This is a genomic window from Dermabacter sp. HSID17554 (assembly GCF_003989295.1).
Lineage (GTDB): Bacteria > Actinomycetota > Actinomycetes > Actinomycetales > Dermabacteraceae > Dermabacter > Dermabacter vaginalis.
On sequence record NZ_RBLW01000003.1, the window covers coordinates 1 to 14,974 of the forward strand.

Sequence of the window (14,974 nt, forward strand, 5' to 3'; positions counted from 1 at the left end):
CAGCAGAAACAAAACAATCAACATTACGCTGACCATCCAGAAATTGAACAAGAAATTCAATGTTCCTGCCAAAAAAATTGGCATCAATAAACAGACACACTATTGAGATATCAAACAACATGCGCACCCAAACACCCGCACCCACCAGAGCACTTCGTTTTGGAGCAACCCCTACAACTTACCGAACCAGGCCCACCCCGTCAAATCCATGCCACGTGATCCGCAACACCAACAAGAGTGAAAACCCAGCCCACCAAGCCAAAACACGCCACACACAAACCAGTCTCAACCGGTCCGCATCCGCCGCATCCCTTCCGGGGCAACGAGGAAAAACATTACCCACACCCCCACCACCACGCAACCCCACACCACCCATTCGTGGCCCACACCATAAAAACCCCCAAACGCCGCTGCGCTGAACGGCTTTTGGGGGTCGTGAAGGAGGGGACGGAACGCTCCGCGAAGCGGCAGTTCTAGTGGCTAGGAACGTAGCCCCTGTGAAGCGCAACAATCCCGCCACTCAAGTTGCGATACTGCACGCGCTCAAGTCCGAGGTCAAGAAACCACTCGCGAAGCCCCTCTTGGTCTGGCCACGCGAGAATCGATTCCGCGAGATAGCTATAGGCTGCACCGTTCGCCGAGACCTGCGAGGCCACGCGAGGGAGCAACCCCATGATGTAGCGCGAATAGACGTGCCTGAACGCCCGATTCTTCGGGGTCGAGAATTCACACACCACGACCGCGCCACCGGGCTTGACCACGCGGGTCATCTCGGAAAGCGCCTTCTTCGGTTCCACGACGTTACGCAATCCGAAGCTGATCACGGCCGCATCAAAAGAGTGCGGTTTGAACGGAAGGTTGGTGGCGTCGGCCCCCACGAACGGGATATGCGGTTGCCGCTTGCGCCCCTCAGCCATCATGCCAGCAGAGAAATCCGAGGCAAGCACCTGAAGCCCCTCGCGCGCAATGGCTGCGCTCGACGTGCCCGTGCCCGCGGCAACATCGAGTACTCGAGCCCCACTCCCCTTCGGCAGATCAAGCGCCTCGACCATGGCGGTGCGCCATCCGCGGTCCTGTCCAAAGGCCAGAACGGTGTTGAGGAGGTCGTAGCGCCCCGCAACGTCGTCGAACATCGTGGAAACATCGGCGGGGTTCTTCGTCAAGTCGGCTCGCGTCATGACTTCCATTGTGCCTGATCGCCGCACGGAACGCGCGTGGCTCATCGCACGCGCGTCAGAGTCCGAGCAGCCCCGTGAGTGCGTCACGGAGGAAATACAGCACGAAAAGCGCGCTCACAACGTACATGAGCCAGTGCACCTTCTTGGCGTTACCCACGACGATCTGGATGACCCCATACATGATGAAGCCCGCACCCATGCCAACGGTGATGGAATACGCGAACGGCATGAGGATGATCGTAAGGAAGGCCGGGATCGCCTTCGTGAGATCGCTGAAGTCGATCTCGACCACTTGGCTCATCATGAGGAAGCCCACGAGAACAAGCGCTGGCGTTGCCGCCTCGTAGGGAACGAGCGCAACGATCGGCGACAGGAACATCGCGATGAGGAAGCACAGGCCCGTCACGACGGTAGCGAGACCCGTACGAGCACCTTCACCCACGCCCGTCGCGCTTTCCACGAAACTCGTGTTGGAAGAGACACCGCCGACGCCACCCATGATTGCGCCCACGGAATCGGCGACGAGCACACGCTGGCTATTTTCAACGTCACTGTTCTCGTCCACGAGGCCAGCTTCGGTGCCCACGGCAACCATCGTGCCCATCGTGTCGAAAAAGTCCGCGAGGAGGAGGGAGAACACCACGATGATGGCGCCTACGACGCCCACCGCGCGCAAGCCGCCGATCGGGTCGACCTGGAACAGCGTGCCAAGATCCGGAAGCGCGAAGGCGCTCGTACTGAGCGCCGGCACATTCATGGACCAACCGTAGGGATTACCGGCATCGGCGTCAGTCGCGGGAGCAAACTGGCCGATTCCCACGGTGTTCTCCACAACAATGGCAAGCACGGTGGCGGCGATGATGGCAATGAGAATGGCGCCGGGAACTTTCCTCACCCAGAGCAGGATCATGAGGACGAGACCAAAGACGAACACAGCAGTGGGCCAGCCAATGAGCGAACCGGAGTTGCCGAGTTGCACAGGCGTGCCACCGCCGGTTGTCACAAAGCGCGCGTTGATGAGGCCAATGAAAGCGATAAAGAGGCCCATACCCACGGCAATGGCGGTTTTCAAGAACTGCGGAACCGCCAAGAACACGGCCTTACGGAAACCCGTGAGCACGAGCAGGAGGATAATGACGCCCTCCACGAGAACGAGGCCCATAGCCCCCGCCCACGTCATTCCGGGCAAAGAAACGACACCGTAGGCAAGATAAGCGTTGAGGCCGAGCCCCGCAGCCATCGCGAGGGGGAAGTTCGCCCACGCCCCCATGAAGATCGAGCAGATTGCGGCGATCAGCGCGGTGCCCGCAGCGACAGCGGGCATGTTGGGCTCGGTTCCGCCTCCGAGATACATGCCGGTGGAATCCGGGACTGTGCCGATGATGAGCGGATTGAGAACGATGATGTAACACATCGCGAAGAACGTGACCATGCCGCCGCGTACTTCACGCCCAACGGTCGAGCCGCGCTTCGAAATCGAGAAGAAAGAATCGAGGCGCGACGAAGGCGCGCCTGTTGAGGGTGCATTTTGGGTTTGGGACATGCAGCCCATTGTAAGAAAGGCCCGGTCAAAGCGAAGCTTTGCACCGGGCCAGCGAGACGAAAACCTCGCGCAGGGGCTGCTTACTGACGGTTCGCGTCGATAAAGCGGTAGTAGTCGAGGTAGTCAAGCTTCGAAGCCGCGGCGCTGTCCACGACGATCGTCGCATCTTCGTGCAGCTGAAGCGCGGTCGAAGTCCAGCGTGCGCTCACGCCACCCTCGATCGTCTGGCGAATGGCTTCGGCTTTATTCTCGCCAGTGGCGATCAGGAGAAGCTTCTTGGCCTCGCGGATGGTACCAACGCCCTGGCTAATCGCGTGTACGGGAACGTCATCCTTCGACTCGAAGAATCGTGCGTTATCGGCAATGGTCTTCGGTGTAAGGGTCACGAGGTGCGTGCGCGAGGCGAGCGACGTGCCAGGTTCGTTGAATCCGATGTGGCCGGTCGCCCCCACTCCGAGAAGCTGAAGGTCGACACCACCCGCATCCTTGATTGCGGCATCATAGCGCGCTGCTTCCAGAGCCGGGTCGCCGGTGTCACCGCGGGGGCAAAACACCTTTTCGGGATCAAGGTCAACCTTCTCCACGAGGTGCTCGCGAATAAAGCGTGCGTAGCTTTGCGGGTGCTCGGGAGAAAGTCCCACGTATTCGTCCAGCATGAACACCGTGACCTCCGCAAAGCTCAGCCCCTCCTCGCGGTGGCGGCGTGCGAGCTCGTCATACGCCGCAATTGGAGACGAACCCGTGGCAAGACCGAGCGTGACCGGGCCACCGTTCGCCTCGCGGATCACCGCTTCGATGTGATCGGCAACGATCTTGCTCGCGTCATCGGCATGTGGACGGATGTAAATTTCCATGGCATCTCCGGCTCAGTTCGGGGGCGCGTGGGGCCGACGCTTGCCGGCCTTCATCAACGCCTGTGTTGTTCTCGCGCATGCGCTCTCTCAAGCATAGTTACCCCACTTCGAGAGCAGCAAGGCCCGGCACCTCGAGGTGCCGGGCCTTGCGTATGCGCACGATAAAACTACGCGCTTATGCTCAAAAGTTACTTCTTCTTCGGGGTTGAAGCTGCTGCGAGTTCAAAGGCCTTGCGCGGCTCGGTCGTCTGCGCAATGCCGAGGATTTCGCGGTTGCCAAGAAGGGAGCTTGCCCAACCCGCGACGACACCGGCCTTTCGACCGAGCGTAGGCATCGCGTAAACGTGGTAGGCGCGAGCGCCGAGCCATGCCGGAAGGCCCTTGAGCTCCACCTTCTTGTCACCGATGAACAGCGTGCCAACGCCCTTGAACATGCCGAGGGTTGCCATCGTGCCGAGGTTCTTGTGGTAGTAGTCCACGAGCGGGCGCGAATCGATCGCACGTGCCACGTTGTCGGCGAGGGTCTTGGCCTGGCGCACAGCATGCTGAGCGTTCGGCGGGCATACCTTGCCTTCGCCCGAGGCGAGGTCCGGCACGGTCGTGCAGTCGCCCGCGGCAAAGACACCTTCGAGGGGGCCGTCTTCGCTCTTGACGCGCAGATCCGCGAGGCAGTCGAGTCGACCGGTCTGGTTGAGCGGCAAATCCGAGTTCTCGAGAACGGGGTTCGGCTTGATGCCGGCGCACCACACGATGAGGTCGGAGGCGAACTCGTCGCCATCGGAGGTCTTGACGATGCCGTTCTCACACGAGTTGAGGAACGTTTCGAGCTTCACCTCGATACCGCGCTCACGGAACTGCTTGAGCGCATACTTGCCGAGTTCCTCGCCCACCTCCGGGAGAATCCGGCCCATGGCTTCGATCATGACGAAGCGGACATCCGAGGGGTGGAGATCCGGGTAGTACTGGAGGGCAGCGGAGACCATGTCTTCTGCTTCAGCAAGGGCTTCCGAGCCCGCGAAGCCGCCGCCCACGAACGTGAAGGTCAACAGGCGCTTGCGGGTTTCCGGATCCTTGGTCGACGCAGCCTCAGCGAGGTTGCTGAGAATGCGGTTGCGCACAGCGACGGCTTCCTCGACCCACTTGAAGCCAATCGCGTTTTCCGCGAGGCCCGGAATCGGGAGCGTACGCGGAACGGAGCCGAGCCCCACGACAAGGTAGTCGTAGCTAATCTCAATCGATTCTTCGCCTTCGAGGGCGACGGTCACGACGCGATCCGCATGCGAGATTTTCTCGACCGCGCCCGTCACGACTTTCGTCCCCTGCAGGACCTTGCGCAGCGGAGCGAGAACGTTGCGCGGGTCAATCGCACCGGCGCCAACTTCGGGCAGGAACGGCTGGTACGTGAGGTACGGGCGTGTGTCCACGACCGTGATGGCAACGTTGTTGCCAGCCTTCTTACGCAGTTCGGCTGCGACGTTCATGCCAACGCTGCCGCCACCGAGAACGAGAACGTGCGGCTTGTTTCCTGAATTGATGTTCATGTGTGTGAACTTGCCTTTCCACATCGCTAACGATGCAATTCAATCACGCTGGGGCTTTTCCAAACTGAGTGAATCGAGCACGCTCATGGCGAGCCCATCCAGGATGTCGTGTTCGCTTGTGGTGATGCGCTCGAGGCTCCCCTCGTTCGCCACGCGCTCGAGAATTCGCGCCCAGATCAGCGCTCCCGCGCCGATCACGTCAACCCGACCGGGGTGGATCGCCGGAAACGCCGAAAGCTCCGTGGAGCTCGAGCGAAGAATTCGGTAGCTGAGCGCCGTGAAATCCTCGGGATCGATGCTCGCACCGTGGCTCAACTCAGGCGTGTATTCCTCGAGACCCAGGGCGATGGCAGTCAGCGTCGTCACGGTTCCTGCGACGCCCACGATGCCTCGCACCGACGCGAAATCGATTGCGCGCGCGGCTGAGTCGAGCAGCGCATCAATGTCGCGCGTCGCGGCTTCGATGTCATCTTCGCTTACGCGATCCGCGCTCAGATGCCTTTCGGTGAGGCGCACCGAGCCCATATCGAGGCTTATTTCGGCGAGCGGCTCATCTTCGCCATATACGAGTTCGGTCGAGCCCCCGCCAATGTCAACAATGAGGCGCGGCGATGGTCCAGGATCCGGGAGCGTTGCCACAGCGCCACGGTAGCTGAGACTTGCTTCTTCCGTTCCCTCAATAACTTCGGGTTCGATCCCGAGAATTTCCCGCACGCCATCGATAAACTCGGCGCGGTTCTCAGCATCACGGCTTGCACTCGTGGCGGCAAACCGCACGCCCTCTACGTCGCTCGTTTCAATGACTTTCGCGTATTCGCGCGTCGCAGCGAGCGTGCGCGCGATCGCCTCGGGGTCAAGGCGCCCCGTGCGATCGACCCCGTAACCAAGGCGCACAATTTGCATGTCGCGGGCGATGTCGCGCAGGGAACCGTCGGAATCCTCCTCGGCAACGAGGAGGCGAATCGAATTGGTGCCGCAATCAATCGCGGCGACGCGGCGGCTCATTTTTCTGCCTCCTCAAGCGTTGCAGGCGTAACCTCGCAGCGGCATCGGTCGATAGTTGTTTCAACGGAAGCCATCTCAAGCGCGCGGTCACCGAAGGGATTCACGCCGGGCCCCTCTGCGAGGGCCTGACCAACCACCGCGTGCAGGCACTTTACTCGCGACGGCATTCCGCCCGCACTGATGCCCTCAATTTCCTCGGCGTTGCCAAGCTCGGCGCGACGCACCAGATAGCGTTCGTGGGCGCGCGCATAGCGCTCTTTGAGCTCCTCGCTCCCCTCGAGTTCAGCCGTCCACTCGGCGAGCAGCCCGCGCGCTTCGAGACGCGAGCAGGCCTCGACCATCGACGGTAGCGTGAGATAGAGACTGGTGGGGAAAGGGGAACCATCGGGAAGCCGTGGTGTCGTGCGTACGACGGCGGGCGCTCCGCACGCGCAGCGACGTGCAATCGAGTGGACGCCGCGCATCGTGCGGCCAAGTTGACGGGCCATGAGGGCAAGATCGCCCTCGGTTGCCTCGCTCTCGAACGGGAGTGGTTCAAGCGGGGTGGGCATGGAGCACTGAAACCTTTCGGTCTATGGGGCTTTACGGGCCCAATGTGTCGGCGGGGTCCTCGGGTGGAGCTGCCTGGCTCGAGGCCACGAGTGAGTCCCACATGGTGCTGAACCACGCGGTTTTTGCGAGTTTTTCCTCGTAAGCCGCCTGTTCGGTTTGGGGAACCTCCGCGCCGCTCGAATCCGTCAAACGATATTGCGTTTCCCCGGGGTAGGCAAACAGCAAGCGTTTGCGAGCCTGCGCGGAGACGAACGTTGGATCCTGCCACCGGGCCACTTCGGCCTCGAGGCCCTCAACCTCTCGCTCTTGCTCGGCAACATGCGCCCGCAGGCTGCTGAGTCGTTGCTGCTGCATGACGTACCCGTTGACGGTTGGCACGAGCGCCACGAGCGCGATCAGGGTAATCGCGAGCAACACGAGCGAGCGGCCCGTAAGCCCCGCGATGGGCGTGAGCACCTTGCGGGCGCCAGCTCTTACCGATCCTTGCGCACGGGAGGTATTCCTACGGGGGGTCTTTGTGCGGCCGGATGCCGGGCGGCGGCTCGACCGTGCAGCCAGGGCCGATGGGGCAGCGCTTTGGCGCCGCCGTGACGCCGAGGAGCGCCCCGCCGGTGACGACGGGGCGCTCCTACGGCGCGTTACTGAATCAGGCATACGCCCTATCGTAAACTGCTCAGGCCTTGAAGCGCGGGAATGCCGAAGCGCCCGCGTACACGGCCGAGTCGCCAAGCTCATCTTCGATGCGGATGAGCTGGTTGTACTTGTTCACGCGCTCGCCGCGAGCGGGAGCACCGGTCTTGATCTGGCCGGTGCCAAGCGCGACGGCGAGATCAGCAATGGTCGTGTCCTCGGTCTCGCCCGAACGGTGCGACATCATCGAGGAGAAGCCATTGCGGGTCGCCAGATCCACGGCCTCAAAGGTTTCGGTGAGAGTGCCGATCTGGTTGACCTTCACGAGGAGCGCGTTCGCGGCACCATTTTCGATGCCCTTACCGAGGCGCACGGGGTTGGTCACAAAGAGGTCGTCGCCAACGAGCTGGACCTTCTTGCCGAGCTTCTCGGTGATGGCAACCCAGCCGTCCCAGTCTTCCTCATCGAGCGGGTCCTCGATCGACACGAGCGGGTAGGCATCCACGAGCTCGCTGTAGTAGGCGATCATGTCTTCGGCCGACTTCTTCTCACCTTCGAAGAGGTAGGAGCCGTCTTCGTAGAACTCCGAGGCAGCGACGTCGAGCGCAAGTGCGACATCCTTACCCGGGGTGAAGCCCGCCTTCTCGATGGCCTCGATGATGAGGTCGAGAGCGGCACGGTTCGACTCAAGGTTCGGGGCAAAGCCGCCCTCGTCACCAAGACCGGTGGCGAGGCTGCGATCATGAAGAACCTTCTTGAGGTTGTGGTAAACCTCGGCGCCCATGCGGACGGCCTCAACGAAAGTCGGGGCGCCGATCGGGGCGATCATGAATTCCTGGATGTCCACGTTCGAATCAGCGTGCGAGCCGCCGTTGAGGATGTTCATCATGGGAACGGGGAGAACGTGCGCATTCGGGCCGCCCACGTAACGGTAGAGGGGAAGTTCAGCCTCGGCAGCAGCGGCCTTTGCTACGGCGATCGAGACGCCGAGGATGGCGTTTGCGCCAATCTTGCCCTTGTTGTCGGTGCCGTCAGCCTCGATCATCGCAAGGTCAATCGCACGCTGGTCGGTAACGTCCATGCCCTCGATCTTCTCGGAGAGCTCTTCGGCGACCGCGGCAGCAGCCTGCGAAACGCCCTTGCCGAGGTAACGGCCCTTGTCACCATCGCGGCGCTCAACGGCCTCGAAAGCACCGGTCGAGGCGCCCGAAGGAACCTGGCCGAGGAACTGGTAGCCCTCGTCGGTCGTCAGAACGACCTCAACGGTGGGGTTGCCGCGCGAATCGAGAATCTCGCGACCGCGAACGTCGAAGATGAATGCCATGAGATGGCCTCCTTAGTCAGGATTTTCAAGTGGCGGGTCGCCTTTGACCTTCGCCCTCAAGTCTAGTGTGAAATGTGTGATCTCCCTGAAGGGGCACTCACACCTCGGGCGCGGCGCATGAGTCCCACGTCACAGGGTGGGACTTCAGTCGCGAAGAAGCTCAGCTTCGAGCCGAGACACGAGCGTACGCAGCGCCGATTCCGGGTCGTCCTCACGCCGCGCCGCCGCGATCGCAATGGTCATGAGCCGCGCCCCGTCGCTGTCGTGCGGGGCGACCTCACTGAGGAGTTCACGTAGCTCTTCCTCCCGCCCCGCAGCTTGCGCACGCGCGGCGATCTTGAACGCCCGCTGGAGTGCGGGAAGGGCGAGTGGAATCCCCTCGGCGAGTGCACGGCGCGGCTTCTCCTGCGACTTGATGCGGTCCCACCGCGCCGTAATCTCCTCAATGCTCAAATCCTCGCGCTCGGGTCCAAACACATGAGGGTTTCGGCGATACATTTTCGCGTTGAGAGACCGGGCAACCGAATCCAGCGTCCACGGCTCAGCTTCCTCCATGCCGATTCGCGCATGAAACACGAGCTGAAACAGCAGGTCCCCGAACTCGTCAACGAGCTCCGATGTACGAATCGGCTCGCGCTCAAGTTCGGCAAGAACCTCGTGGGTTTCCTCGAGCAAGTATCGCGAAAGAGAACCGTGTGTTTGGGCAGCGCTCCACGGATCACCACCCGGGCTTCGAAGCTCGTGCATAATCCTCACCGACTCGACGACCGCAGCGCCGGGAGCGACGGGGGACGCGAAAACATAATCCGCATCGATAGGCCCACCGGAGGCCTCTTCGAGCGCGCTAATCGTCTCAATCGGCGACGGAAGGTGGGGGTACTCGGAATCGCAGAGCCAGGCGAGATACCCGCCCGGGCAGCCGTCGGAATCCTCGAGCCAGGCGCCGACCGAGCGCGCAAGCTCGTGTGCACTTGCGCTTTCAAGCCGCACGCACTCGATCCCGGCCTCGCGCACGTGCGCCTCCCACGCCGGGTGCGCGCACGACAGGGCAACGCTCGCGGCACCCCTGAGAGTGTCCCAGCCGCGCGAGGTCATGAGCCCCGGCGCGTTCAGAGGCGAGACGGGAACAACCTTGAGCTCACCCGAAAAAGACCCGTTCATCACGCATGTCCCTTTCGTCCAAGACCCGCCTGGCGTGTCCCTTGCGGCGCGTCGCGGCGCGAATTCTCGAGCCTGCTCGCGCGCGGTGATCGCGAACCGAACGAACGCGCGCGGGAGGGTGCCGACGGCTGCTCGGCCACCTCGATGCCGCGTTCTTTCGCCCACTCAGGCTTGAGGTGCGCCAGCACGCCGCGACAAAACTCAAGCAGTTCCTCATCAGCAAGCGGAATGCCCCCAATGCGCTGGGTTCGCGGGTGTGGAATGAGCACCTGGCGAAGAGCAGGCTTGAGAACAGTTCCCGGGTACAGCCTGCGAAGCTTCAATTGGACGCTGTCGGAGACTTCGACGTGGGCAAAACGAATCATCTTGCCTTGCACCTGCACCTCGTCGATGCCCGCCTCGGAGGCATCCAAGCGGAAACGCGCGACGTGGAAGAGCCGTTCAACCTCGGCTGGTGGCTTACCGTAGCGGTCTTCGACCTCGGCACGCACGCCTTCGAGTTCGTCCGCGCTCTTCGCCGCCGAAATCTTTGAATACGCTTCGAGGCGCAGACGCTCGGAATCGATGTATTCGACGGGAATGTGTGCGTTGAGTGGGAGTTCGACCTTCGTCTCCTTCGCGCCTTGGTCGAGTTCACCCTTGAACGCCGCGACGGCCTCGCCAACCATGCGCACGTAGAGGTCAAAGCCGACGCCGGCGATGTGCCCCGACTGCTCCCCGCCGAGGAGATTGCCCGCGCCGCGGATCTCGAGGTCTTTCATCGCGACCTGCATGCCGGCGCCAAGCTCGGAATGCGTTGCAAGGGTCGTCAGGCGATCGTGAGCCGTTTCCGTGAGCGGTTTTGCCGGCGGATACAGGAAGTAGGCGTAGGCACGATCTCGCGAACGCCCCACGCGGCCGCGGAGCTGGTGAAGCTGCGAGAGCCCAAAACGATCGGCGTTTTCAACAATGAGAGTGTTCGCGCTCGAGATATCGAGCCCCGTCTCGACGATCGTCGTACACACGAGCACATCGAAGCGCTTTTCCCAGAAGTCAAGAATGACCCGCTCGAGCTGAGCCTCGTTCAGTTTGCCGTGGGCAACCTCCACGCGCGCACCGGGCACGAGCTCGCGCAAGTGCTCGGCGGTACGGTCAATATCTTCCACGCGGTTGTGAATGTAGAACACTTGGCCCTCACGAAGCAGCTCGCGCCTGATCGCGGCCTTTACCTGCGCGTCCTCGTGAGCACCGACGTACGTCAGCACGGGGTGGCGCTCCTCGGGGGCCGTGGCAAGCGTGGAAAGTTCTCGAATGCCGGTCACGGCCATCTCGAGAGTTCGCGGGATCGGCGTCGCCGACATCGCGAGCACGTCAACATTCGTGCGAAGCGCCTTGAGCGTTTCCTTGTGTTCAACGCCAAAGCGCTGCTCCTCATCAACGATGATGAGGCCAAGATCCTTAAACCGCACCTGCCCTGTGATCAGGCGGTGGGTGCCAATCACCACGTCAACCGAGCCGTCCTTGAGTCCTTCGATCACAGCTTTCGACTCGGATGGAGTCTGGAACCGCGAAAGGCCTCGCACGTTCACGGGGAATCCCGCGTAGCGCTCAGTGAACGTTTCGATGTGCTGCTGGGCGAGAAGGGTGGTGGGGCATAGAACCGCAACCTGCTTACCGTCTTGGACGGCCTTGAATGCTGCGCGTACCGCAACCTCGGTTTTGCCATAGCCCACGTCGCCACACACGAGACGATCCATCGGGAGCGGCTTTTCCATGTCCCGCTTAATATCGTCGATCGTCGAGAGCTGATCGGGAGTTTCCGTATATTCGAAAGCATCCTCGAGTTCATGCTGCCACGGTGTGTCAGGCGAAAAAGCAAAGCCTGAGCTTCGCTGGCGTTCGCTATAGAGCCGCACGAGCTCGTCGGCGATCTCGCGGATGGCTTTGCGTGCGCGCGATTTGGTCTTCGACCAGTCGCTTCCCCCCATCTTGTTCACGCTCGGCGTCTCGCCGCCAACGTACTTCGTGACCTGATCAAGCTGATCACTCGGCACGTACAGCCGGTCACCCGGCTGGCCCTTCTTCGAGCTCGCATACTCGATCACGAGATACTCGCGTGTCGCACGCTTATCGCCCGTGCCCACGGTGCGGCTCGTCATCTCCACAAACCGCCCGACCCCGTGGTGGTTGTGCACCACGTAATCGCCGGGAGAAAGCTGGAGCGGGTCAACGCTCGCACGCCTGCGCGAGGCGAGCTTCTTGCTGCTGGAGCGGCGCGCAGCGGATTTGCCCGTCATGTCCCGCTCGCACATGAGCATAATCTTGACGTCCTCGAGGAGGACGCCCTCGGTAATTGGCCCGGTCGTAATGCTCACGTGAGTCGCGGAAAGCTCCTCGTCGAGGTCGGCGCTAAAGCGCGCCGCGACTCCGGCCTGCGTGAGCGCCTCGGCAATGTGGCGCCCGGTTCCCGCGCCGGCGGTTGTGAGGACCACCCGCCAGCCTTCGCTCACGTGCTGTGCGAGATCACGCGCGGCATTCGCAATCGAGCCACCATAGCCCGGGTGCGGCTTTGCGTGTGATGTGAGATCAGCATCGAGCCCAAACGGTGCAATACTCGAGACGGGAATCTGCCGAGCTTCAAGCTCTCCGAGCGTGTCTTCAAGCGTCGAAAAACTTGCTTGCGCCACGTCGATCGGTACAGCGCCGCCCTGTGCCGCACTGGTCCATGCGGCTTCAAGGAACTCGTCCGTCGTGCGCACGAGCTCCTCCACGCGGGTGCGGATCCGCTCCGGCTCCACGAAAACGACACTCGACTTTGCGGGAAGCACATCCACGAGGCTGACCATCTCCCCCACGAGAAGCGGGGTCAGGGACTCCATGCCCTCAACGGCGATCCCCTCTGCGAGACGACCGAGAAGATCGGCCGCTCCGGGAAGCTGCTCGATCGCGGCGCGGGCCCTCTCGCGCACCTCGTCCGTCAAGAGAATTTCCCTGCACGCGGGCGCGTCAACGACCTCGAGGGTCTCCTCCAACGAGCGTTGATCCGCGACAGAAAAGTAGCGGATCTCCTCGAGCTCATCACCAAAGAAGTCGAGGCGAACGGGATGCGAAAGAGTCGGTGGGAACACGTCTACAATCCCACCGCGCACAGCAAACTCGCCACGCGCGGACACCATATCCACGCGCGCATACGCTGCGCCCACGAGCTTTTCCACGAGCTCATCGATCTCGATAAACTCGCCGCGTTCAAGATGCACGGGTGCGAGCTTCTCGAGGCCCCGCGCCATGGGCTGCACGAGCGCGCGCACGGGCATCATGAGGACCTCCACGCCACCCGTTTCCTCGGGGTGCGCGAGCGTATACAGAGTCGAAAGCCTGCGCGCGACCGTATCGCTTCGCGGCGAAAGCCTCTCGTGTGGGAGTGTTTCCCATGCTGGAAAAAGCGCCACCTTGGCACCGGGGACGAATGCTTCAACCTGGGCGGCGAGGTCCTCGGCTTCACGCGTCGTGGCGGTGACCACCACGAGTGGGTCCATCGGCCCCCTGCGCGAAGCTGCATCAGCAAGATAGAGCGAGTGCATGCCGCTCGTGGCGATAACGCTAAGCGAATCGTGCGAGAAATCGGCCTCGGCAAATCGGGCGAGATCGGCGGACTGCGCGGCAGCCGCGAGAACGGGGGCGATACTCACGGGCGAATCGCCTCGCGCGAGTGAAATTCCTGCTGCGCTTCCACGAGTCCCTTTTCCACAAGCATTTCCACGCACTGCCCGGCTGACGTCACAAGGTCGTCGAGCACCTTGCGCTCCGCCATAGAAAATGGCGCGAGAACATAGTCAGCGGTGTCGCGCCCCTGCGGCGGGCGCCCCACACCCACCCGGACGCGCAAGTAGTCTTTCGTACCGAGCGCACGAGTAATGTCGCGAAGGCCGTTGTGCCCGCCTTCTCCCCCGCCAAGCTTCGCCTTGATCGCACCGAACTGCGTGTCGATCTCATCGTGCACCACGATGACGTTTCCGTGGTCCACTCCGTAGTACTGGGCGAGGGCCGACACGGGCCCACCCGAGGTGTTCATGTAACACCCGAGTTTCGCGAGAACCACTCGGCGACCAGTACCGTGTGCCCCCATGCGCCCTTCGATCACCGAGGCATTGGCTTTCTTGTGCCGTTTGAACGATGCCCCTGCCCAATCGGCAAGTCGATCAAGCACCATGTGCCCCACGTTGTGCCTCGTCGCTTCATATTTGGAACCCGGATTCCCGAGTCCCACGATCAGCATCGTCTCGCTCACAACTCCACTTTCCGCACGTGTCGATCGGAACATTTCCGTCACAACGAAAGACCGGCAACCGTCGGCCCCTGAACAGGCTACAGGGGCGCCGCACCTCGTGCGACGCCCCTGCCCCAGATTTCACGATCCGCGAAGCCGCGGATCAGAACTCACTCGTCGTCGCCCTCCGACGACTCTTCTTCGGTGCCCTCAGCTGCTTCCTCGTCCTCGTCGTCCTCGGAGCCCGGGGTCTCGAGGTCAGCTTCGTCAACCTGCGGGACCTGAATCGAGACCACGAGATACTCGGGATCGGTCACGAGCTCGGCACCGCCAAGATCGAGGTCGCCCGCGTAGATCGCATCGCCCTCAACCTTGCCCTCAACATCGACAACGATGTGCTCGGGAAGGCTAAGCGCGTCCGCGAGAATGGTGATCTCCTGGATGTCAACCACGGCAACGGCGGGCGATTCGGGCTCGCCCTCGACCGTGACGGGGATGTCAACCTCAACCTTCTCGCCGCGCTTCACGATGAGGAGGTCAACGTGAAGGATGTCGCGCGAGAGCGGGTGACGCTGAATGTCCTTGATGATTGCGAGCTCGCTGTCAGCTTCGGGAATCTCGAGCTCGAGAAGAGCGTTCGAGTGGCGCGCCGCAAGTGCGGTCGCGTGGTACGGAAGCGCGAGGTGAACCGGCTCGGTGCCGTGACCGTACAGAACCGCGGGGATCTTGCTTTCGGCGCGCATGCGGCGCGCAAAGCCCTTGCCGAAGTCAGAACGGATATCGACCTTGATGTTCTCGGCCATGTGAAACTCCTTGAGTGTCAAGCGGGGCGAGACGGCGCGCCCCGAGCGCGCGAGCGCGTGCTCAAGGAAATAACCGCGTCGATAACGGAGCGGGCTCGTGCCCCTCCCTCGCCGAAGTACTGTCCAAGTATATTGCA

12 protein-coding genes are annotated in these 14,974 nt (G+C 62.1%); all 12 read right to left on the reverse strand.

What is annotated here, in order from left to right; all coding sequences use genetic code 11:
- Positions 1–473: 473 nt before the first annotated feature.
- The 12 genes from D8M36_RS05650 to D8M36_RS05705 all read right to left on the reverse strand — a co-directional run bounded on the left by D8M36_RS05650 (position 474) and on the right by D8M36_RS05705 (position 14,837).
- Complete coding sequence (locus D8M36_RS05650) at positions 474–1,178, reverse strand: class I SAM-dependent methyltransferase (RefSeq protein ID WP_074297108.1); 705 nt, start codon at positions 1,176–1,178, stop codon at positions 474–476.
- 55 nt (positions 1,179–1,233) lie between these two features.
- Positions 1,234–2,730, reverse strand: coding sequence for an NCS2 family permease (locus tag D8M36_RS05655; RefSeq protein ID WP_126847428.1), 1,497 nt, complete (start codon positions 2,728–2,730; stop codon positions 1,234–1,236).
- A gap of 71 nt (positions 2,731–2,801) precedes the next feature.
- Positions 2,802–3,575 (reverse strand): glucosamine-6-phosphate deaminase, encoded by a 774-nt coding sequence (gene nagB / locus D8M36_RS05660; RefSeq protein ID WP_065247666.1) that lies wholly within the window; start codon positions 3,573–3,575, stop codon positions 2,802–2,804.
- Between the two features lie 188 nt (positions 3,576–3,763).
- A complete protein-coding gene (locus tag D8M36_RS05665) occupies positions 3,764–5,116 on the reverse strand; it encodes an NAD(P)/FAD-dependent oxidoreductase (protein WP_074297417.1) in 1,353 nt (450 codons plus the stop codon).
- Between the two features lie 39 nt (positions 5,117–5,155).
- Positions 5,156–6,121: a Ppx/GppA phosphatase family protein gene (locus D8M36_RS05670; RefSeq protein ID WP_074297110.1), complete on the reverse strand. Its 966-nt coding sequence runs from the start codon at positions 6,119–6,121 to the stop codon at positions 5,156–5,158.
- The gene (locus D8M36_RS05675; protein WP_074297111.1) at positions 6,118–6,672 is read right to left on the reverse strand and encodes a DUF501 domain-containing protein; all 555 of its coding nucleotides are present in this window, start codon (positions 6,670–6,672) and stop codon (positions 6,118–6,120) included. The genes D8M36_RS05670 and D8M36_RS05675 overlap by 4 nt, the downstream gene beginning before the upstream one ends.
- 31 nt (positions 6,673–6,703) lie before the next feature.
- Positions 6,704–7,129: an FtsB family cell division protein gene (locus D8M36_RS05680; RefSeq protein WP_074297113.1), complete on the reverse strand. Its 426-nt coding sequence runs from the start codon at positions 7,127–7,129 to the stop codon at positions 6,704–6,706.
- A 217-nt stretch (positions 7,130–7,346) separates the two neighbouring features.
- Positions 7,347–8,627 carry a phosphopyruvate hydratase gene (eno, locus tag D8M36_RS05685; RefSeq protein ID WP_065247662.1) on the reverse strand — a complete coding sequence of 427 codons (1,281 nt, stop codon included), beginning with the start codon at positions 8,625–8,627 and terminating at the stop codon, positions 7,347–7,349.
- Between the two features lie 144 nt (positions 8,628–8,771).
- Positions 8,772–9,788, reverse strand: a complete 1,017-nt coding sequence (locus D8M36_RS10340; RefSeq protein ID WP_238638421.1) for a MazG nucleotide pyrophosphohydrolase domain-containing protein — start codon at positions 9,786–9,788, stop codon at positions 8,772–8,774.
- Positions 9,788–13,456 (reverse strand): transcription-repair coupling factor, encoded by a 3,669-nt coding sequence (gene mfd / locus D8M36_RS05695; RefSeq protein ID WP_126847432.1) that lies wholly within the window; start codon positions 13,454–13,456, stop codon positions 9,788–9,790. Before mfd ends, D8M36_RS10340 begins: the two co-directional genes overlap by 1 nt.
- Positions 13,453–14,055, reverse strand: coding sequence for an aminoacyl-tRNA hydrolase (pth, locus tag D8M36_RS05700; RefSeq protein ID WP_153246508.1), 603 nt, complete (start codon positions 14,053–14,055; stop codon positions 13,453–13,455). Before pth ends, mfd begins: the two co-directional genes overlap by 4 nt.
- A 149-nt stretch (positions 14,056–14,204) precedes the next feature.
- Positions 14,205–14,837 carry a 50S ribosomal protein L25/general stress protein Ctc gene (locus tag D8M36_RS05705; RefSeq protein ID WP_126847434.1) on the reverse strand — a complete coding sequence of 211 codons (633 nt, stop codon included), beginning with the start codon at positions 14,835–14,837 and terminating at the stop codon, positions 14,205–14,207.
- Positions 14,838–14,974: the final 137 nt, after the last annotated feature.

Bases quoted from the DNA above. Each gene is read 5' to 3' on its own strand.
- D8M36_RS05650 (WP_074297108.1), bottom strand. From the start codon at position 1,178: ATGACGCGAGCCGACTTGACGAAGAACCCCGCCGATGTTTCCACGATG.
- D8M36_RS05655 (WP_126847428.1), bottom strand. From the start codon at position 2,730: ATGGGCTGCATGTCCCAAACCCAAAATGCACCCTCAACAGGCGCGCCT.
- nagB (WP_065247666.1), bottom strand. From the start codon at position 3,575: ATGGAAATTTACATCCGTCCACATGCCGATGACGCGAGCAAGATCGTT.
- D8M36_RS05665 (WP_074297417.1), bottom strand. From the start codon at position 5,116: ATGAACATCAATTCAGGAAACAAGCCGCACGTTCTCGTTCTCGGTGGC.
- D8M36_RS05670 (WP_074297110.1), bottom strand. From the start codon at position 6,121: ATGAGCCGCCGCGTCGCCGCGATTGATTGCGGCACCAATTCGATTCGC.
- D8M36_RS05675 (WP_074297111.1), bottom strand. From the start codon at position 6,672: ATGCCCACCCCGCTTGAACCACTCCCGTTCGAGAGCGAGGCAACCGAG.
- eno (WP_065247662.1), bottom strand. From the start codon at position 8,627: ATGGCATTCATCTTCGACGTTCGCGGTCGCGAGATTCTCGATTCGCGC.
- D8M36_RS10340 (WP_238638421.1), bottom strand. From the start codon at position 9,788: ATGAACGGGTCTTTTTCGGGTGAGCTCAAGGTTGTTCCCGTCTCGCCT.
- D8M36_RS05705 (WP_126847434.1), bottom strand. From the start codon at position 14,837: ATGGCCGAGAACATCAAGGTCGATATCCGTTCTGACTTCGGCAAGGGC.